This is a genomic window from Rhodococcus antarcticus, from assembly GCF_026153295.1.
Lineage (GTDB): Bacteria > Actinomycetota > Actinomycetes > Mycobacteriales > Mycobacteriaceae > Rhodococcus_D > Rhodococcus_D antarcticus.
On record NZ_CP110615.1, the window covers coordinates 3,199,134 to 3,217,227 of the forward strand.

The window sequence follows — 18,094 nt, forward strand, 5'->3', positions numbered from 1 at the left end:
CCCGACGATCCCGGGCGGGCGGATCGGCACCGGGCACGACGGCCGGGACCGGGCTCTACCCTGCTGGGGTGACCGCGCGCACCCGCCCCGATCTCGACCTCCTGCCCGCCTACGTCCCGGGGCGCTCGACCCCCGGTGCGGTCAAGCTGGCCAGCAACGAGGTGGCCGACGGTCCGCTGCCCAGCGTGGTCGCCGCGATCACGGCCGCCGCCGCGGGGATCAACCGCTACCCCGACACGGGTTCGACGGTGCTGGCCACCGCGCTCGCGGCCCGGCTCGCGGTCGACGCGGCGCAGGTGGTCGTGGGCAACGGCTCGGTCAGCGTCTGCCAGCAGCTGGTCCAGGCCACCTGCGCGGACGGTGACGAGGTCGTGTTCGCGTGGCGGTCCTTCGAGGCCTACCCGATCCTCGTGCGCGTGGTGGGCGCGGTCCCGGTGACCGTCCCCCTGACGGCCGAGCACGGCCACGACCTGCCCGCCATGCTCGCCGCGATCACCCCGCGCACCCGCCTGGTGTTCGTGTGCAACCCCAACAACCCCACCGGGACGGTCGTCCGCCGCGCCGAGCTCGAGCGCTTCCTCGACGCCGTGCCGCCGGAGGTCCTGGTGGTGCTGGACGAGGCGTACACCGAGTTCGTCCGCGACCCCGAGGTGCCCGACGGCGTCGAGCTGGCCCGCGGACGCGCCAACGTGGCCGTGCTGCGGACGTTCTCCAAGGCCTACGGGCTCGCCGGGCTCCGGGTGGGCTACACGGTCGCCCCGGTCGCGGTGGCCACGGCCGTGCGCAAGGTCGGCGTCCCGTTCGGGGTCAGCGGCATCGCCCAGGCCGCGGCCGTCGCCTCCCTCGACGCGGCCGACGAGCTGATGGTCCGGTGCGCTGAGCTCGTGCTCGAGCGGGAGCGGGTCCGCGACGCGCTCGTCTCGGCCGGGTACGAGGTGCCGGTGAGCGAGGCGAACTTCGTCTGGCTGCCGGTCGGCGACGGCGCCCTCGCCCTCGCCCAGCGCTGCGCGGACGCCGGGGTGCTGGTGCGCGCCTTCGCCGGCGACGGGGTGCGGGTGTCCACCGGCACCCCCGCCGAGAACGACGCGTTCCTCGCCGCCGCCACCTGAGCAGGTTCACCCGTGACCGGGATGGGTGCGGAGCTCAGCGCCGTCCTGACCTGCGGAAGCGGAGGGATTTGAACCCCCGGACCCTTGCGGGTCTCTCGCTTTCAAGGCGAGTGCATTGGGCCGCTCTGCCACGCTTCCAGCGTCGCCGGACAGCGGTGCGCGCCCGGGACCCCGGCAGCCTACCGGCCGGGGCCGCGGGCCTCAGGCGCCGCTCAGCGCGGAGTCGATGCGGGTGAAGATCGTCGCGAGCAGCTCCTGCTCGGTGCGGTCGAGGTGGTCCACCAGGTGCGTGCGGACCCCGGCGACGTGCGTGGGGGCCACCACCGCAAGCAGCTCGCGCCCGGCCGGGGTGAGCACCGCCAGCACGCCGCGCCCGTCGGAGGGGCACTCCTCGCGCCGGACCACGCCCTGCTTCTCCAGCCGTCGCACCTGGTGGGTGAGTCGGCTCCGGGAGGACACGATGCCGTCGGCCAGCTCGCTCATCCGCAGCGCCCCGCGCTCGGACTCCGAGAGCAGCACGAGGATGCGGTAGTCGTCGATGCTGACCCCGTGCGCCTCGGTCAGCTCCCGGTTGAGCACCTCGGTCAGGCGCTGGCTGCCGTTGATGAACGCCCGCCAGGCCCGCGCCTCGGAGGCGTCGAGCCACGGGGCCGTCGCCGGATCGGGTTCCCGAGCCTTCTCGGGGGTCGTCACGGCACCTGTCGACATGGTCGAAGACTAAGCCAGCTCGACGCGCCGGGCAGCGAGGTGCTCAACCCCGCACGGAGAGCACGGAGCGGTCCACCTCGGCCACCGACGCGAGTCCGGCCATCGCCATGGTCAGGTCGAGGTCGGCGAGCAGGCAGCGCAGGGCGTGCACGACCCCGGCCCGCCCGGCGAGCCCGAGCCCGTACACCCACGGACGGCCGAGCAGCACGGCCTCGGCGCCGAGCGCGAGCGCGACGACCACGTCGGCTCCGCAGCGCACCCCCGAGTCCAGCAGCACCGTGGCCCCCCGGCTGCTGTCCCGGCCGATCGCGGCGACCACGCCGGGCAGTGCGTCCAGGGCCGCCACCGCACCGTCCACCTGCCGCCCGCCGTGGTTGCTCACCACCACCCCGTCGGCTCCGGCGTCGACGACGGCCCGGGCGTCGTCTGGGTGCAGCACGCCCTTGACCAGCACCGGGAGGCTCGTCCACTCCTTGAGCCGAGCGATGTCGGCCGGGCGCACGGTGTGGTTGCCGAACATGCCCAGCCACGTCAGCACGGCGGTCTGCATCGCCTGGTCGCCCTCCTCGGGCGGGGCGGCCAGGCGGCTGCGGAACACCGGGTCGGTCAGGTAGTTGGCGATGCCCTGGGCCTTGAGGAAGGGCAGGTGCCCGAGCTCGAGGTCACGTGGACGCCAGCCCATGCCCGGGGTGTCCGCGGTGACGACGACCGCGCCGGCCCCGGCCACCTCCGCCCGCTGGACGAACGAGCGCGCCACCTCCTCGTCGGCCGGCCAGTACAGCTGGTACCACCAGTCCCCGGCCGCGGCGGCGACCTCCTCCATCGGGGTGGACGCCGCGGTGGAGACCACGGCCGCGATGCCCAGCTCGGTCGCCGCGGAGGCCACGGCGGGCTCCGCGTCGGGGTGCACGAGGCCCAGCACCCCGATGGGCGCGGTGAGCACGGGGGCAGCCAGGTGGGTGCCGAGCACGGTGGTCGACAGGTCGCGGGCGCTGGCCTTCGCCGTGCCCCGCCACATGCGCGGGACGATGCGGTGCTCGCCGAACGCGGCGACGTTGGCCCGGGCCGTTCGCTCGGTGGACGCGCTCCCGGCGACGTAGCCGAACGCCTCGGGGCTCAGCTGCGCGCGGGCGGCGTCCTCCAGTCCCGCAGCGGTCATCGGGAGCTCCGGTCGCGCACCCCCCAGCCCGGCCAGGTAGATCTCGTTCTGCAGGTCGCCGAAGCTGCTCATGGGCCTGACGCTAGCCCTGGAGCCGGACCGCCCGCCTCCCCTACGCTCCGCGCGTGCGCTACAACGAGAACGCCCGTCTCGACGCCTCCCAGGTCCAGGACCGCCGCCGGGGTGGACTGCCCGCGAGCCGGGGCGGCCGGGCGGCCGTGGGGGGCGGTGGCCTCGGGATCGTCGGCGTCATCGTCGTGGTGCTGCTGACCCAGCTCGGCGGTGGCTCGGGGTCCTCCGCGCTGCTCGACGGGCTCGGCTCGCTGCAGCAGGGCCAGCAGGCGTCCCCCGGCGACCTGCAGGCGGAGTGCGACGCGGTCGCGAGCACCGCGGCCAACCAGGACTGCCGCCTGCTCGCCGACATCAACTCGGTCCAGGGCTACTGGGCGGGCCAGATGTCCTCCTACGTCCCGGCCGACACGGTCTTCTTCAGCGGGTCGGTGCGCACCGCGTGCGGCAGCGCGACCTCTGCCGCGGGACCGTTCTACTGCCCGGGCGACCAGCTGGTGTACCTCGACGCGGACTTCTTCCGCGAGCTCGAGACCCGGTTCGGCGCCCGGGGGGGACCGCTCGTCGAGGCCTACGTGCTGGCCCACGAGTACGGCCACCACGTGCAGGGCCTGCTGGGGACGAACGCCCGCGTGACCCGGGGCGAGACCGGTCCGGCGTCGGGCAGCGTGCGCCTGGAGCTGCAGGCCGACTGCTACGCCGGGGCGTGGGTGAACCACGCGACGACGGCTCCCGGTCCGGACGGGCAGCCGCTGATCCTCGAGGTGACCGACGCCGACGTCGCGAGCGCCCTGGACACGGCGGCCCGGATCGGCGACGACTACATCCAGACCCAGCTCGGCGGCGGCACCGTGGACCCGGAGTCGTTCAGCCACGGGACGTCCGCCCAGCGCCAGCGCTGGTTCGACGCCGGCTACCGCTCCGGCGACCCGAACCGGTGCGACACGTTCAGCACCGACGACCTGGGCTGAGCCGGACGCGGTTGCTCAGGCACCGAGCTGGTGCCGGCAGTCCGCGAGTCCCCCCACCCGCAGCTCCCAGCTCGGACGCAGAAGCGTCTCGGGCGTGAGCAGCAGCCGCTGCTCGACCACCGCCCGTGCGCGCCGCACCTGGGTGGCCGTGCCGTCGAGCCGGTAGCCGAGCTTCTCGCTCACCCGCAGGGAGGCGGCGTCGTCCACGAAGGGCTTCGGGCGGGCACTGCGGGTCCCGAGGTGGTCGACGGCCAGCAGGAGGACCGCCGCCCGCATCTCCGCCCCGATTCCCCGTCCCTGGTGGGCGCGTTCCCCGTCCCTGGTGGGCGCGCTCGAGCCAGGATCCGGAGTCCACCTCCCGGACGGTCGCGAACGGCTCGGCCGACAGCTCCTGCGTTCCCACCACCTCCCCGTCGACCGGCACGAGGAAGTTGACCGGTCGGGGTGAGGGCCGAGCGCAGCGCCCAGGAGTACCGCATCGTGGCGGGCCCGAGCTCGTCAGCCGGCACGTCGGTCCACGGGTGCAGGAAGGGCATGCGGTCGGGGTCGTGGATGCCGGCGTGCGCGAGGTCGACGAGCTCGAGCAGCCCGGCGTCGTCCTCGGGGCGCAGCGCGGGGCGGGGGGTGCGCAGCACGAGGTGCCGCAGGGACCAGGGGTCCGGGTGGTTGCTCGTCACCGCTGACCCTGTCCGGCCAGCACCTCGGGTCGACTGCACTCCCACCCACGACGGCACCCCGGACACACTGCTTTCCTCTGCACGCACGAACGCAGCACCCCAGGTCAGGATGCTGTCCGGTGCTCCACACGGCCGCCTGCGGAGCGCCGCCGGCCCGCCAGCTCCCTCCGTCCGGGCCAGGCCGACGGGACAGAGGAGTGCAGATCTGCACTCAGAGAAAAGCGTCGTGTGAACAGGTGCTCTCGGCGACGGATGCACGGCCCTCCGACAATTCCCTGGCGCACCCGACGAGGCTCGGCGTGTCGTCCACACCAGCTCGAGCTGTCCACAGGCGGACGGACCGCACCGCCAGCGCCCACCGCGGCGCGCCAGGGTCGGGGCATGAGACGAGAACCCCAGCTCGACGTCGGCGGCTACGTGCGCCAGGTCCGGCGCCGCACTCGGATGAGCCAGCGCGAGCTCGCAGCCGCCTGCGCCGTGAGTCCCAGCACGGTCAGCCGCACCGAGGCCGGCCGCACCGGGATCAGCGTCGCCCTCTTCACCCGGCTGCTGCGGGCTGCCGGGCTGCGGCTCGTGGTGGTCGACGCCGATCGCCGCCGAGTCCCCGCGCTCAAGGAGCCACCGGCCACGCGAGACCTGGCGTCCCGCCGGTTCCCCGCGCACCTCGACCTGATCCTCGACCCGGAGCCCGGCGAGTGGTGGGGCGACCACTTCGGGCTCGTGCGGCCACCCGAGACCTTCCACCGCGACCCCGCCACCCGGTTCGCTCACCGTCGGGTCTTCCACGCCCAGCGCGGCGTCCTCGTGCACGGGGAGACGGTCGACTGGCGCGACCGGGTGCAGCGGGACCGGGAGCGCTTCGAGCGGCAGGAGGCACGCCGGCGGGCCCGTTACGACGTGGGCGTCATCCCCTACCGCCGCTCGCCGAGCAGCCGCGGCAGGCGGCGGACTAGCGTCGACGACCGTGCACGCCATCGAGATCGCTGAGCCCGGAGGCCCCGACGTCCTGCGCTGGACCGAGGTGCCCGACCCCCGACCCGCCGCCGGGGAGGTCGTCCTCGACGTCACCGCGGCCGCCCTGAACCGGGCGGACGTGCAGCAGCGGCAGGGGAACTACCCGCCGCCGCCCGGCGCGAGCCCGATCCTGGGCCTGGAGTGCTCCGGCACCGTCCGCGAGCTCGGCGAGGGCGTCACCGGCTGGGCCGTGGGCGACGAGGTGTGCGCTCTGCTCGCCGGCGGGGGCTACGCCGAGCAGGTGGCCGTCCCGGCGCCGCAGCTCATGCCGGTCCCCAGCGGGCTCGACCTCTACGCCGCTGCCGCACTGCCCGAGGTCGCGTGCACGGTGTGGTCCAACCTCGTCATGACGGCGGACCTGCACGCCGGCGACGTGCTGCTCGTCCACGGCGGCGGTAGCGGGATCGGGACCCACGCCATCCAGGTGGCCAAGGCCCTCGGCGTCACGGTGGCGGTCACCGCCGGCAGCGCCGGCAAGCTCGAGCGGTGCGCGGCCCTGGGCGCGGACATCCTCGTGAACTACCGCGAGGAGGACTTCGTCGAGGCGGTGCGCGCGGCCACCGGCGGCCACGGTGCCGACGTGGTGCTGGACAACATGGGGGCCAAGTACCTCGCGCGCAACGTCGCCGTGCTCGCCAAGGACGGCCACCTCGTGGTCATCGGGATGCAGGGCGGGCGCACGGCGGAGCTCGACCTGGGTGCGCTGCTCGCCACGCGGGGCACCATCACCGCCGCGGGCCTGCGCGGGCGACCGGTGACCGGGGAGTCGAGCAAGGCCGAGGTGGTCGCTGCAGTGGTCGCCAACGTCTGGCCGATGGTGGCCGACGGTCGGGTGCGCCCGCTCGTGCACGAGCAGGTCCCGGTGGCCGAGGCCGCACGGGCCCACGAGCTCCTCGACTCCGCGGACGTGGTCGGCAAGATCGTCCTGCGCGTGCGCTGAGGGAGCGGGCCACTCAGCCCAGGGAGGCGACCGTGCGCACGACCTGGTCCACCTCGGCCGCCGTCGTGTAGTGCGCCAGCCCCAGCTGCACGGCCCCGCCGATCTCAGTGACGCCCAGGGCCTCGAACACCCGGTTGCCGGGGGCGGACGGGAACGCGCAGATACCGTTGTCCACCAGGCGCTGCACCACGTCGGCAGCGGGGACGTCGGCCACCGTGAAGCTCACCATCGGCACCCGCCGCATGGGGTCGCCGAGCACCATCACCTCGGGCAGCGCCCGCAGCGACGCCAGCAGGTGCGAGAGCAGACCCGCCTGGTAGGCCTTCACCGACGCCATCGACGTCAGCAGCCGGGCCCGGCGTGACCCGGTGGCCGTGTCGTCCAAGGTCGAGAGGTGCTCCACCGACGCGACGAGGCCTGCCAGCATCGCGTGCGCGTGCCGCCCCAGCTCGAGCCGCTCGGGTCCGCGCGCCTCCGGGTCCAACGAGCACGACGGCAGCTCCTCGAGCAGCGCGGGGTCCCGGAACACCAGCGCGCCCACCGGCGGTCCCCCCCAGGACGAGCCGCACAGCGCGACGACGTCCGCCCCCATCGCCTCCAGGTCCAGCGGGAGGAACGGTGCGGCCGAGGTCGCGTCGACGACGACCAGCCCGCCCACGGCGTGGGCCCGGTCGGCGATGGGGCGCACCTCCGGCCGGGTCCCGACGGAGCTGGCCGCCGCGGTGACGGCGACCACCCGGGTCGCCCCGGTGACGAGGTCGTCGTACTGCCAGTCCGGCAGCTCGCAGGTCTCGATGTCGATCTCGGCCCAGCGGACGGTGGCCCCGTTGCGGTCACCCACCCGCAGCCACGGGGCCACGTTCGCCTCGTCGTCCAGCCGCGAGAGAACCACCTCGGTGCCGAGGGTCAGCCGCGGAGCCAGCGCGTCGGCGAGCCGGGTCAGCAGCTCGGAGCGGCCGGGACCGAGCACCACGCCCGCCGGGTCCCCACCGACCACGTCGGCCGCCGCGCGCCGGGCGGCGTCGACGATCGCCGACCCGCGCTGCGACGAGGGGAACAGCCCCCGTGGACCCGAGACCGGCGCCCGCATCGCCGTCGACACCGTGGTGGCGACCGAGTCCGGCACCTGCATGCCCGCCTGCGCGTCGAGGTGCACCCACCCGTCACCGAGGGCCGGGAACAGGCCCCGGATCCGGGCGACGTCGAAACCCATGCCCCGCAGCCTACGGCCGGGCGACGTGCGGTCCGGGTGCCCTCCCCACCCGACCGACCCCACCGCGAGGCCCCCCTACCTGCAGCCGGGGATGATGGTTGCATGACACGACCAGACTCCGACCAGGTCCAGGTGCAGGAGGCCGCGTCCGACTTCTCCGGTGTGTCCGAGATGGTCGAGCAGCCCGCCAAGGTGATGCGCATCGGCACGATGATCAAGCAGCTCCTCGAGGAGGTCAGGGCCGCTCCGCTCGACGACGCCAGCCGCACGAGGCTCCGCGAGATCCATGCCAGCTCCATCCGCGAGCTCGAGCAGGGCCTGGCCCCGGCGCTCCGCGACGAGCTCGACCGGCTCGCGCTGCCCTTGAGCGAGGACGCCATTCCCTCCGACGCGGAGCTGCGGATCGCCCAGGCCCAGCTCGTCGGCTGGCTCGAGGGCCTGTTCCACGGCATGCAGACCGCCGTGATCGCCCATCAGCTGGCCGCGCGCTCCCAGCTCGAGCAGGTGCACCAGGGGGCCCTGCCCCCGGGCGCGACGCCGGTGCCACCGACCACCCCGGGCACCGGCCAGTACCTGTAGCCCCCCTGGACGTGCGGAGCAGCGCCACCTTGGGCCGGACGTCACGCACCGGGCAGGATGCCCCGCATGCGCGGAATCATCCTGGCCGGCGGCTCCGGCACCCGGCTCAACCCGATCACCCTCGGCGTGAGCAAGCAGCTGGTGCCCGTCTACGACAAGCCGATGATCTACTACCCGCTCTCCACCCTGATCCTGGCGGGGATCCAGGACGTGCTGGTCATCACCACCCCGCACGACGCGGAGCAGTTCCACCGCCTGCTCGGCGACGGCTCCCAGTTCGGCATCCACCTCACCTACACCGTCCAGGCGGAGCCCAACGGTCTCGCCCAGGCGTTCGTGCTCGGCGCGGACTTCGTGGGCTCCGACGCGAGCGCGCTCGTGCTGGGCGACAACATCTTCTACGGCCCCGGCATGGGCGCCACCCTGAGCCGCTTCGCCGACATCGACGGCGGCGCGGTGTTCGCCTACCGGGTGGCCGACCCCACGGCGTACGGCGTCGTGGAGTTCGACGAGAACTTCACCGCCCTGTCGCTGGAGGAGAAGCCCGCGAAGCCGCGCTCGAGCTACGCGGTCCCGGGGCTGTACTTCTACGACAACGACGTCGTGGCCATCGCCCGCGACCTGCAGCCCTCGGCCCGCGGGGAGTACGAGATCACCGACGTCAACCGCGCCTACCTCGAGCAGGGTCGGCTCAAGGTGGAGGTGCTGCCGCGGGGCACCGCGTGGCTGGACACCGGCACGTTCGACTCGCTGCTGGACGCCTCCAACTACGTGCGCACGATCGAGGACCGACAGGGACTCAAGGTGGGATCGCCGGAGGAGGTGGCGTGGCGCCGCGGCTTCCTCACCGACGACGACCTCCGGGTGCGCGCCGAGAAGCTGGTGAAGTCCGGATACGGCACCTACCTGCTGGGGCTGCTCGAGCAGGGCAGGTAGCGCCGCGCCGGTACCGGGCTCTCGTCACGCCCCCACCGGGTAGCCTCGGCCACCGTGTCCGCCACCACTGCCGTCGAGCAGCCCCGCGCCGAGGTCGTCGCCTCCGACTCGCGGACCCTGCACCGTGCGCTGCAGGACCTGCGGACCGGGTTCGCGCAGCGCGAGCTGTGGGCCCACCTGGGGTGGCAGGACATCAAGCAGCGCTACCGCCGCTCGTACCTCGGGCCCATCTGGATCACCATCGCCACCGGGGTCACCGCGCTGGCCATGGGGCTGCTCTACGCGCAGCTGTTCAAGATCGACCTGGCCACGTTCCTGCCCCACATCACCGTCGGCCTCATCGTGTGGACCATGCTCTCGGGCTTCATGCTCGAGGGTTCCGAGGTGTTCATCGTCAACGAGGGGCTGATCAAGCAGCTCCCGGCGCCGTTGAGCGTGCACGTGTACCGCATGGTGTGGCGCCAGATGCTGTTGTTCGCCCACAACTTGATCATCTACGTGATCCTCCTGGCCATCTACTTCCCGGCGCAGGGTCTGCACTGGACGTCGCTGCTGGCGGTGCCGGCCCTGGCGCTGCTGGGCCTCAACGGGGTGTGGCTGGCGATCGTTGTCGGCATCGTCGCCACCCGGTTCCGGGACGTCTCGCCGATCATCGGCAGCCTCGTCCAGCTCCTGTTCTTCATGACCCCCATCGTGTGGACGGCGGCGCAGCTGCCGAAGAACGCCGACGGCAGCCTCACCTCCCGAGCCCGTCTGGTGGAGGTCAACCCGCTGTTCCACTTCCTCGAGATCATCAGGGCGCCGATGCTGGGCGACAGCCAGTACCTCTACCACTGGCTCATCGTCATCGCCATCACCGTCGTGGGTTGGGCGCTGGCCCTGTTCTTCCTGCGCAACTACCGGGCCCGCGTGGCCTACTGGGTGTGAGCTGACATGAGTTCTGGACACGTCTCGATCGACACGCACGACGCCTGCGTCGACTTCCCCATCTTCGACGCCAAGAGCAGGTCGGTGAAGAAGGCCTTCCTCGGCAGGGCCGGCGGCAGCATCGGCCGGAACTCCTCGAACGTGGTGGTGGTGGAAGCCCTGCGCGACATCACCATCAGCCTCAAGGAGGGGGACAGGGTCGGGCTCGTGGGTCACAACGGCGCGGGCAAGTCCACCCTGCTGCGACTCCTCTCGGGCATCTACGAACCCACCCGTGGCCGTGCCTCCATCCAGGGTCGAGTCGCGCCGGTGTTCGACCTCGGTGTGGGCATGGACCCGGAGATCTCCGGGTTCGAGAACATCATCATCCGGGGCCTGTTCCTGGGCATGACGCGCAAGCAGATGCTCGCCAAGATGGACGAGATCGCGGAGTTCACCGAGCTCGGCGACTATCTCGCGATGCCCATGCGGACCTACTCGACCGGCATGCGGGTACGAGTCGCACTCGCGGTGGTCACCAGCATCGAGCCGGAGATCCTGCTGCTCGACGAGGGCATCGGGGCCGTGGACGCCGAGTTCATGAAGAAGGCCCGCGTCCGGCTGCAGGACCTGGTGGCCCGCGCCGGCATCCTCGTCTTCGCCAGCCACTCCGACGAGTTCCTGGTCCAGCTGTGCTCCAGCGCCATGTGGATCGACCACGGCACGGTGCGCCAGTCCGGCTCCATCCGGGACGTGCTCACCGCCTACAACGGCCCGGACTCGGCGGAGCGGGTCGACCGGATGATCGCTGCGCACGCGTGAGCCAGCCCGCCCCCCCGGCGACCGTCGTGGCCGTGGTGGTCACCATGCACCGCCGCGAGCTGCTCACCGAGTCGCTGCGGGTCCTGGCGGCCCAGTCCCGCCCGGTCGACCACCTGGTGGTGGTCGACAACGGTGCCCAGCCCGAGGTGCGCGCGGTCGTCGAGCAGTGCGGCCTGCCCGCCACCTACCTGCCCTCGCAGCGCAACCTCGGGGGAGCCGGCGGGTTCGCCCTGGGCATGCTCCACGCGCTGAGCCTGGGGGCCGACTGGCTGTGGCTCGCCGACGACGACGGTCGCCCCGAGGGCCCTGAGGTCCTGGCGACGCTGCTGGCGTGCGCCGAGCGGCACTCGCTGGTCGCGGTGTCGCCGGTGGTCGTCGACATCGCCGACCCCTCCCGACTGGCCTTCCCGCTGCGGCGCGGTGTGCAGTGGCGCCGGCTGCGCTCGGAGCTCGGCGACGACGGCGAGGACCTGCTGCCCGGGATCGCCTCGCTGTTCAACGGTGCCCTCTTCAGCGCCGACTGCGTGGACACCGTGGGCGTGCCCGACCACCGCCTGTTCTTCCGCGGGGACGAGGTGGAGGTGCACCGGAGGCTGGTGCGCTCCGGCGTCCGCTTCGGCACGTGCCTGCAGACCACGTACCTGCACCCGAACGGGTCCGACGAGTTCCGACCGATCCTGGGTGGCCGGTTGCACACGCAGTACCCCGACGACGACGTCAAGCGGTTCTACACCTACCGCAACCGCGGGTACCTCATGGCGCAACCCGGGATGCGCAGGCTGCTGCCGCAGGAGTGGCTCCGCTTCGGCTGGTACTTCCTGGTGAACCGGCGGGACCCGGCTGGCCTGCGTGAGTGGTTCCGGCTGCGCACCCTGGGGCGCAAGGAACGCTTCACCCGCCTGTAGGGGAAGGGCGGTGCAGGGAGCTGGTCGAGGCACCCGCCCGCCCCCCCGCCCCAGGCCGTGACTGCCGCCTGTCACGCCGTACCGACCGCGATCAACCGCGGTGGCCGGTCAGGATCCCATCCGGCGGCGCAGCCAGACGTACGTCATCCGCCGGAGGAAGGCCATGAGCACCACGCGGGCGTTTCCCACTCGGACGTCTCGGGCGGAGAGCAGGGCGGGGTCCTCGGCACGCAGCGCGCGGTGCATGCCGTGGACCTGGCTGGACTGCTCCTTGACCAGGGCGACGCTCCACTGGGTGGCGCTGATGCGGAAGCTCGCGAGCGACCGGGGCAGCGCCACCACGTCGCCGTGCAGCATGACCGCGATGTAGGTGGCCTCGTCGATGACGAACGGGTGGTCGTTGCACCACCAGCCCACCTCCGCCAGCACGTCACGGCGTAGCAGGACGCACGCCGGCTCGCCGAAGATGTTGCTGCCCACCACCACCGTGCGCCGAGCCGCCACCCGCCCGTCCACCAGTCCGCGCAGCCCCGCCAGGCCGCGCTTGCGCACGACGCGCACACCGTGGTGGTCGACGATGTCACGCTGGCTGGCCACCAGCACCGCACTCGGGTGGGCGTCGAACTCCGCCACCTGCTCGCTGACCGCCGTGGGCTCGAGCAGGTCGTCGCCACAGACCAGCTTGACGAGCTCACCACGGGCCTGCTGGGAGACCCGGTTCCAGTTCCGCACGGCACCCCCGCCGGCCTCCGTGGTGAGCAGGGTGACACGCGGGTCGTCGGCGAAGCGCGCGAGCAGCGCGGCGGTCCCGTCGGCGGAGGAGTGATCGGCCACGATCACCTCCAGGTCCTCGTAGTCCTGGGCCAGCACCGACTCCATCGTCTCCACGATGTACTCGGCGTTGTTGTAGGCCGGGATGACGACGGACACGCGCGGAGTCATGCTCCACCCCTCTCGGACGCCGCGTCGGGGCCCGGTGCTGCTGTCGGTGCGCCGTGGCGCTTGAACGAGAAGTCGCGGTATCCGAAGAACTGGGCGACGGCGAGGACCGCGGTGATGACGAGCTGCGACGGGATCCGGGGGAGGTCGAACCCCGAGACCGCGACGGTCATCAGCAGGAGGTTGACCAGGAACGCGCCGAAGTTCACGACGGCGAAGCGACCCAGGTCGCGGACGAAGTTCCCGCGGACCTTGAACACGAGGAAGCGGTACATGAGGAACGCCGTGACCACGCTGCAGAAGTAGGCCGCGGCCAGGCTGAACTGGTACCCGAGCCGGTCGCCGGTGAGCAGCTCCCACACGACGAACCACCCGCTGCCGATGGCGGTGTTGACCCCACCCACGGCCAGGAACGCCAGCTTCTGGTTCGAGATCAGCCGCATGAGCGGACCCAGCTCGCCCGTCATCCCGGCCGGTGGGGCCGGGGTGCTGGGCGAGTCGCCCGCGGGCGCCGCCGTCCCCGGAACGTCCCGAGACCGGGGTGGGGTGGCCGGCGAGGTCATGCTCCTCCTCGATGCACGCACGGAGGACAACCTTGCCGTCAGACGTACGACGTGCGCGGCTGTGTCTACGATGAGCGACAGTACGCGGTGGTTGGACAGCCCGAATTCTTCCGTCCCGCGGAGCCGGGCTGAACCGTGGCGCCCGGTAGGTATCCTGGGCACGATCCCCCGGAACGGACGAGGTGCTGAATGCTGATCTCTGAACGCCCCGCGGCGCGTTCGAGGCGCGCGGACGGCGTTTGCGCGGGCCCTTCGAGACCCACCCGCTACGAGCCCGTCGCACCGTCGCGCCGCTCCCGGTGGACCTGGGGGGCGGTGACCGTCCTGGGCGTGCTCGGCGGTTACCTGGTGATCCTGGTGGAGAACAGGCGCTTCTTCTACTCCGACGACACCGAGTCAGGAGCAATACCCAACTGGATCGAGCTCGGACGACTGCTGCGCTCGGGTGAGCTGCCGACGCTAAGTCCCGACCAGTGGATGGGCGGCAACTGGGCGGTCGAGGGCCAAGGCGGGCTCTGGAACCCCGTGCAGGTCCTCATCAACGCCATCGCTCCGTCCATCAACGACTTGTCCCTCTTCTCCGCCGCCGTCAAGTGTGTGTTCGCGCTCGTGCTGGCCCTGGGCGCCTACCGGACCGCTCTCGAGTACAGCGCCCGCCCGCACTGGGCGGCGGTCGCGGGCGCCGCGGTGCCGCTCACCGGATTCTCCCTGTTCTACGACCAGGCCTCCTGGGTGACGGCCCTGACCAGCATGGCGTGGATCGCCCAGGCCTGGGCGAGCTCGCTGCGCTACGCGCGCGGCAACTCCGGCCCCGTTCCCGCCTTCGTGTTCCTGTACCTCGCAATCAGCGTCGGCTACCCACACGCCGCGATCGCCGCGGGTCTGCTCACCGGTTGCCTGGTCGTCGGGGAACGGTTGCACCAGGGGCGCTGGGCGCCCGGCCTCAAGCTCGCCGCGGCCGCGGCCGCGGCCGCGGCCTGCGGTGCGCTCACGTTCCTCCCCGGGCTGCTCTCCTCGTCGGTGACGTGGCGCAGCGGGCAGGGCAACCTCTACAACGACAACTTTCTCACCGCGCCGTGGTCGGAGACCCTCACCGCGAGCCTGCCGTCGAGCGTTCCGTCGATCCAGGCGTGGTTCGGCGAGGTGCAGCCCTGGCCGGTGACCTACGTAGCCTGGTTCCTGATACCCGCGCTCGCGTTCATCGACTGGGCGGCGGCCCGCCGGTCGCTGCGTGCGCTGTCCTCGGCAATCATATTCGGGGCCGTCATGCTCGTCATCACCGACGGTCCGAGCAGCCTCGGCGCCTTGCGCTGGCCGGCGCGTTGGCTCCCCTTCGTCGCGCTGACGATGCTGCTGGTCGTCTGTACCCTGCTGAGCCGGCACGGCCTGTCGCGCCCCTCCCGGACCCGAGTGGGCATGGCACTCCTGCTCGTCGGTGTCCAGGTCGCCCGCGGCTTCTCCTCGAATCCAGGACTGTTCAGTCGCCACGTCCTGGTCGGCCTTGCGATCGTGCTGGCCGGGGCGGTCGTGCTGCTGGCCGCCCGCTGGGGTCGGCCCCGACTCGTGGCAGTCCTGCTGATCCTCTCCTCGCTGCCCGTGCTCTGGTTCCAGATCTCGCGCTACCCGTACACCTCCGCCTGGAACCTTCCGACGAGCAAGGACGCAGCGCAGGCGGCGTTCCCCGCGCAGCCCGGTCTGACGCTGCAGCTGGGGGACCGCAACCTCGTCCCGCCCTCGGACCGCACCCTCGACGGCGCCTGGGACTCGCTGATCTTCGGCAACTACGCGAAGACGCTGAACAGGGACTACGTCAACAGCTACACCTCGATCGGGTACGCGGCGTTCTCCGACCTGCTGTGCATGACCTACGACGGTTCGACCTGCCCCGCGGCGTACCAGAAGCTGTTCACCACCGAGCCCAGCACCGGCCGCACCTACGCCGACCTCATGATGCTGGACCGCGTCGTGCTGCAGAGAGCGCAGTACCCCTTGGTGATCGGACAGGACGCCCCGGCCGGTTGGCAGTGGCAGGGCGGAGACTCCGACTCGCTGGTGCTCGTGCGTGCCGGCGGACTGCTCTCGCGGGCCGACGGTCGCGTGGTGTCGGCCCAGGGTGTCGAGACGAGCCTCGCCTCCGAGTCCGACGCCGTCGGCAGCTACCGCGTCCAGTCCGGCTCGGGGGGGGCGGTCGTACTGTCCCGGCTCGCATGGCCGGGCTACACGGCGACGATCGACGGGAGGCCCGTCCCGGTGACGGCCACGGGTGGCATCTTCGTGACGGTGGACGTCCCGGCTGGGACGCGGGGCACCCTGACCGTGACCTTCCGGCCGCCGGGCACCACCCTCGGCCTCGCTGCGCTGGTCGTCGGCCTCGTGGGCATCGCGCTCCTCACCGTTGCGGACGTCCGGCGGCGGCGTCGACTCCGCTTCGGGGCAGATGGGCAAGGTGCCGGCCCTGGCCCCGATCTGCGAACGCAGGAACGCGTTCGGGTCTGAACCCGTCGGATGGCGCCCGCGCGGACCCTTCAGCCCAGCAGGGCTCGACGCGTCGAGTCCAGGGTCGAGGCGATGCCCACCGCCAGCGGGGTCTGCGGTCGAGCGTCGAGCTCGGTCCACACAACCGAGCGCAGCCGGAGGTCCCGGGCCTGGGCCGAGGCGAGCTCGGAGGCGGCGAGAACTACCCGAGGACGGCGGCGGAACACCGAGCGGCACTCAGCCAGTACCGCGCCTATGGTCGTGCCCCGACCGGCGCTGTAGATCTTGGTGGTGGACCTCTCACCCCGCGCGGCCGCACCGTCCAGGGTGTCGGCCACCATCGCGGCCGCGTCGGTGACGAAGAGGTAGTCGCGGATGGTGTCCAGCGAGACGTAGATGGAGACGGGCTGCGCGACGAGGAAGGCCCGACAGAGGTGCGAGATCAGGCCCTGCGCCTTGGCCAGGTTCTGCCCTGGCCCGTAGAGGTTGGAGAGGCGGCCCACCACCACGGTCGCCCCGGTCCGCGAGCCGAAGTCGAGGACGACCTGCTCGGCCGCCAGCTTGGCTCGCCCGTACGGGGCCAGCGGACGCACCGCGCTGAGCTCGGTGTGGGGGGCGCCGGCCACCCCGGCGTACACGGCGCCGGCCGAAGACGCGTGGAAGACAGTGCCTCGAGCGGCGCCCGGCCCGGCCGACTCGGCCAGCTCGTCGAGCACCCGTGTGAGCACGCCGTTCTCCGCGTCGAGGACGCCCTGCGGGGTGCCGGTCACCCCGGACCCTGCGCACCAGGCCAGCCGCCACGGACCACCGTCGGCCCGCTCGACGAGGGTGCGCGCCCCGTGGCGCAGCGCGGCGACGGCCGCCTCTGGATCACTCCACGGGACCGCGGACGTGAGCACCTCGTCACCTCGTCGGGCCAGCTCGGTCCGCACGCTGCTGCCCAGCAGCCCACCGCTGCCGACCACCCAGGTGGTCGGTCGAGCGGTCATCGGACGTCGGGGACGGGCCCGCGACCGGCCCCGCCGCGACCCGCACGGCCCAGCGGTCCGGCGTGGGGGTCGCTGACGATGAGGTAGGGCGGCTTGCCCATCGCCATGTTGACGTTCACGCCGACGTACTCCGCGATGATGCCGAGGGAGAACAGGATCGCCCCGGTGCTGAGCAGCACGATCACCACCGTCGAGGTCCATCCCTGTGCTCCCGATCCTGTGTTGGCGTCGAAGAACAGGCGCGCCGCCAGGATGTAGAAGGCCAGCAGGACCCCGAACACGGCGAAGACCGCCCCCAGGACGCTCACCAGTCGCAGGCCCTTCGTGCCGCTCGAGAGCACCATCCGCCAGAAGTGCGAGAGCAACGTGCGGTAGCTGTAGCCCGATCGTCGCCCGCCCTCCTCGCGCAGGGCCACCGGGCACGTCGCCACCTCCCCGGCGATCCAGCCGAGCGCCACGTCGAGGTAGACGCCGTTGCCCGCGTAGGCGGCGACGGAGCGCCCGACCTCGCCGAGCACCAGGCGGTAGCTCTGGTAGGAGGGTGCCGCGTCCCCGGCCAGCGCCTTGGCGACCAGCCACTTCGCGCCGCGGGAGGCGGTGTTGCGGGCCAGGCCGTGGGGAGCGGGGTTGGACGGCTGGGCGTAGACGACCGACGCACCCCGCTCGAGCGCGGTGTCCAGCAGGTCGCCGATCGCGGCCGGGTCGTGCTGGCCGTCCTCGTCGAGGGTGACGATCCACTCGCCACCGGTCGAGGCCATGCCCGCGAGCGTCGCCGGGTGCTGGCCGAAGTTTCGGCTGAGCCACACGGCGCGGACCACCGGGTGGGCCGCCACGAGCTCACGGATGACCTGCGCCGAACCGTCGGGACCGTGGTCGAAGACCAGCAGCACCTCCTCCACGACGAAGGGGTGGCCGGCGGGGCTGGTGCTGGGCCGCGTCCACGGGAGCAGCTCGTCGACCAGCGGTCGGAGCGTGCGCTCACCCTGGTAGACCGGGACCACCACGGAGATCCGGTGGGGCCTGTCGGCCTCGGTCATCGGGTCAACGGTCACGGACGGCGAGTGTAGTCGTGGCGCACCGGCGGTCCCGCGGTTCGCCCCGCGCGGTGTCGCACACCGAC

At 72.4% G+C, this 18,094-nt stretch carries 19 protein-coding genes and 1 tRNA gene; 11 read left to right on the plus strand and 9 right to left on the minus strand.

Features of this window, described 5'->3' with window-relative positions; translation table 11 throughout:
- Window positions 1–68 precede the first annotated feature (68 nt).
- On the plus strand, window positions 69–1,109 hold the full coding sequence (gene hisC / locus RHODO2019_RS15590) for a histidinol-phosphate transaminase (RefSeq protein WP_265382637.1): 1,041 nt from the start codon (window positions 69–71) through the stop codon (window positions 1,107–1,109).
- 53 nt (window positions 1,110–1,162) lie between these two features.
- Here the strand turns inward: hisC and RHODO2019_RS15595 are convergent.
- From RHODO2019_RS15595 to RHODO2019_RS15605, 3 genes are all read right to left on the minus strand, one after another.
- Window positions 1,163–1,247, minus strand: a tRNA-Ser gene (locus RHODO2019_RS15595).
- Between the two features lie 63 nt (window positions 1,248–1,310).
- A complete protein-coding gene (locus tag RHODO2019_RS15600; protein WP_265382638.1) occupies window positions 1,311–1,817 on the minus strand; it encodes a MarR family winged helix-turn-helix transcriptional regulator in 507 nt (168 codons plus the stop codon).
- A gap of 43 nt (window positions 1,818–1,860) precedes the next feature.
- Entirely contained in the window at window positions 1,861–3,048 is a 1,188-nt protein-coding gene (locus RHODO2019_RS15605) for an alpha-hydroxy-acid oxidizing protein (protein ID WP_265382639.1), read from the minus strand.
- Window positions 3,049–3,101: 53 nt separating this feature from the next.
- Here RHODO2019_RS15605 and ypfJ point away from each other — a divergent pair, with 53 nt between their 5' ends.
- A complete protein-coding gene (ypfJ, locus tag RHODO2019_RS15610; protein WP_265382640.1) occupies window positions 3,102–4,016 on the plus strand; it encodes a KPN_02809 family neutral zinc metallopeptidase in 915 nt (304 codons plus the stop codon).
- 15 nt (window positions 4,017–4,031) lie between these two features.
- Here the strand turns inward: ypfJ and RHODO2019_RS15615 are convergent, their stop codons facing one another.
- Window positions 4,032–4,292, minus strand: coding sequence for a hypothetical protein (locus RHODO2019_RS15615; RefSeq protein ID WP_265382641.1), 261 nt, complete (start codon window positions 4,290–4,292; stop codon window positions 4,032–4,034).
- Window positions 4,293–4,564: 272 nt separating this feature from the next.
- Between RHODO2019_RS15615 and RHODO2019_RS15620 the strand changes: the two genes are divergently transcribed.
- From RHODO2019_RS15620 to RHODO2019_RS15630, 3 genes are all read left to right on the plus strand, one after another.
- Complete coding sequence (locus RHODO2019_RS15620; protein ID WP_265382642.1) at window positions 4,565–4,699, plus strand: hypothetical protein; 135 nt, start codon at window positions 4,565–4,567, stop codon at window positions 4,697–4,699.
- A 375-nt stretch (window positions 4,700–5,074) separates the two neighbouring features.
- Window positions 5,075–5,680, plus strand: coding sequence for a helix-turn-helix domain-containing protein (locus RHODO2019_RS15625; RefSeq protein WP_265382643.1), 606 nt, complete (start codon window positions 5,075–5,077; stop codon window positions 5,678–5,680).
- Window positions 5,658–6,647 (plus strand): NAD(P)H-quinone oxidoreductase, encoded by a 990-nt coding sequence (locus RHODO2019_RS15630; protein ID WP_265382644.1) that lies wholly within the window; start codon window positions 5,658–5,660, stop codon window positions 6,645–6,647. The genes RHODO2019_RS15625 and RHODO2019_RS15630 overlap by 23 nt, the downstream gene beginning before the upstream one ends.
- Window positions 6,648–6,660: 13 nt before the next feature.
- Here RHODO2019_RS15630 and RHODO2019_RS15635 read toward each other — a convergent pair whose 3' ends face one another.
- Complete coding sequence (locus RHODO2019_RS15635; RefSeq protein ID WP_265382645.1) at window positions 6,661–7,860, minus strand: cysteine desulfurase-like protein; 1,200 nt, start codon at window positions 7,858–7,860, stop codon at window positions 6,661–6,663.
- A 102-nt stretch (window positions 7,861–7,962) separates the two neighbouring features.
- On the opposite strand from RHODO2019_RS15635, the gene RHODO2019_RS15640 reads away from it, so the two are divergent.
- From RHODO2019_RS15640 to glfT1, 5 genes are all read left to right on the plus strand, one after another.
- Entirely contained in the window at window positions 7,963–8,439 is a 477-nt protein-coding gene (locus RHODO2019_RS15640) for a bacterial proteasome activator family protein (RefSeq protein WP_265382646.1), read from the plus strand.
- Window positions 8,440–8,505: 66 nt separating this feature from the next.
- Window positions 8,506–9,375, plus strand: a complete 870-nt coding sequence (gene rfbA / locus RHODO2019_RS15645; RefSeq protein WP_265382647.1) for a glucose-1-phosphate thymidylyltransferase RfbA — start codon at window positions 8,506–8,508, stop codon at window positions 9,373–9,375.
- 54 nt (window positions 9,376–9,429) lie between these two features.
- Entirely contained in the window at window positions 9,430–10,302 is an 873-nt protein-coding gene (gene wzm / locus RHODO2019_RS15650) for a galactan export ABC transporter permease subunit Wzm/RfbD (RefSeq protein WP_265382648.1), read from the plus strand.
- A 6-nt stretch (window positions 10,303–10,308) separates the two neighbouring features.
- Window positions 10,309–11,103 carry a galactan export ABC transporter ATP-binding subunit Wzt/RfbE gene (wzt, locus tag RHODO2019_RS15655; RefSeq protein ID WP_265382649.1) on the plus strand — a complete coding sequence of 265 codons (795 nt, stop codon included), beginning with the start codon at window positions 10,309–10,311 and terminating at the stop codon, window positions 11,101–11,103.
- A 44-nt stretch (window positions 11,104–11,147) separates the two neighbouring features.
- Window positions 11,148–12,008, plus strand: coding sequence for a galactofuranosyltransferase GlfT1 (glfT1, locus tag RHODO2019_RS15660; RefSeq protein WP_265384818.1), 861 nt, complete (start codon window positions 11,148–11,150; stop codon window positions 12,006–12,008).
- 108 nt (window positions 12,009–12,116) lie between these two features.
- Here glfT1 and RHODO2019_RS15665 read toward each other — a convergent pair whose 3' ends face one another.
- On the minus strand, window positions 12,117–12,950 hold the full coding sequence (locus RHODO2019_RS15665) for a glycosyltransferase family 2 protein (RefSeq protein WP_265382650.1): 834 nt from the start codon (window positions 12,948–12,950) through the stop codon (window positions 12,117–12,119).
- Window positions 12,947–13,510 carry a GtrA family protein gene (locus RHODO2019_RS15670; RefSeq protein WP_265382651.1) on the minus strand — a complete coding sequence of 188 codons (564 nt, stop codon included), beginning with the start codon at window positions 13,508–13,510 and terminating at the stop codon, window positions 12,947–12,949. Before RHODO2019_RS15670 ends, RHODO2019_RS15665 begins: the two co-directional genes overlap by 4 nt.
- Window positions 13,511–13,825: 315 nt before the next feature.
- Between RHODO2019_RS15670 and RHODO2019_RS15675 the strand changes: the two genes are divergently transcribed.
- Complete coding sequence (locus RHODO2019_RS15675; protein WP_265382652.1) at window positions 13,826–16,006, plus strand: hypothetical protein; 2,181 nt, start codon at window positions 13,826–13,828, stop codon at window positions 16,004–16,006.
- A gap of 29 nt (window positions 16,007–16,035) precedes the next feature.
- On the opposite strand, the gene RHODO2019_RS15680 is transcribed toward RHODO2019_RS15675, so the two are convergent.
- Together RHODO2019_RS15680 and RHODO2019_RS15685 are read right to left on the minus strand one after the other, a co-directional pair.
- The gene (locus RHODO2019_RS15680; RefSeq protein WP_265382653.1) at window positions 16,036–16,974 is read right to left on the minus strand and encodes an NAD-dependent epimerase/dehydratase family protein; all 939 of its coding nucleotides are present in this window, start codon (window positions 16,972–16,974) and stop codon (window positions 16,036–16,038) included.
- Entirely contained in the window at window positions 16,971–18,011 is a 1,041-nt protein-coding gene (locus RHODO2019_RS15685) for a glycosyltransferase (protein ID WP_265384819.1), read from the minus strand. The genes RHODO2019_RS15680 and RHODO2019_RS15685 overlap by 4 nt, the downstream gene beginning before the upstream one ends.
- Window positions 18,012–18,094 lie beyond the last annotated feature (83 nt).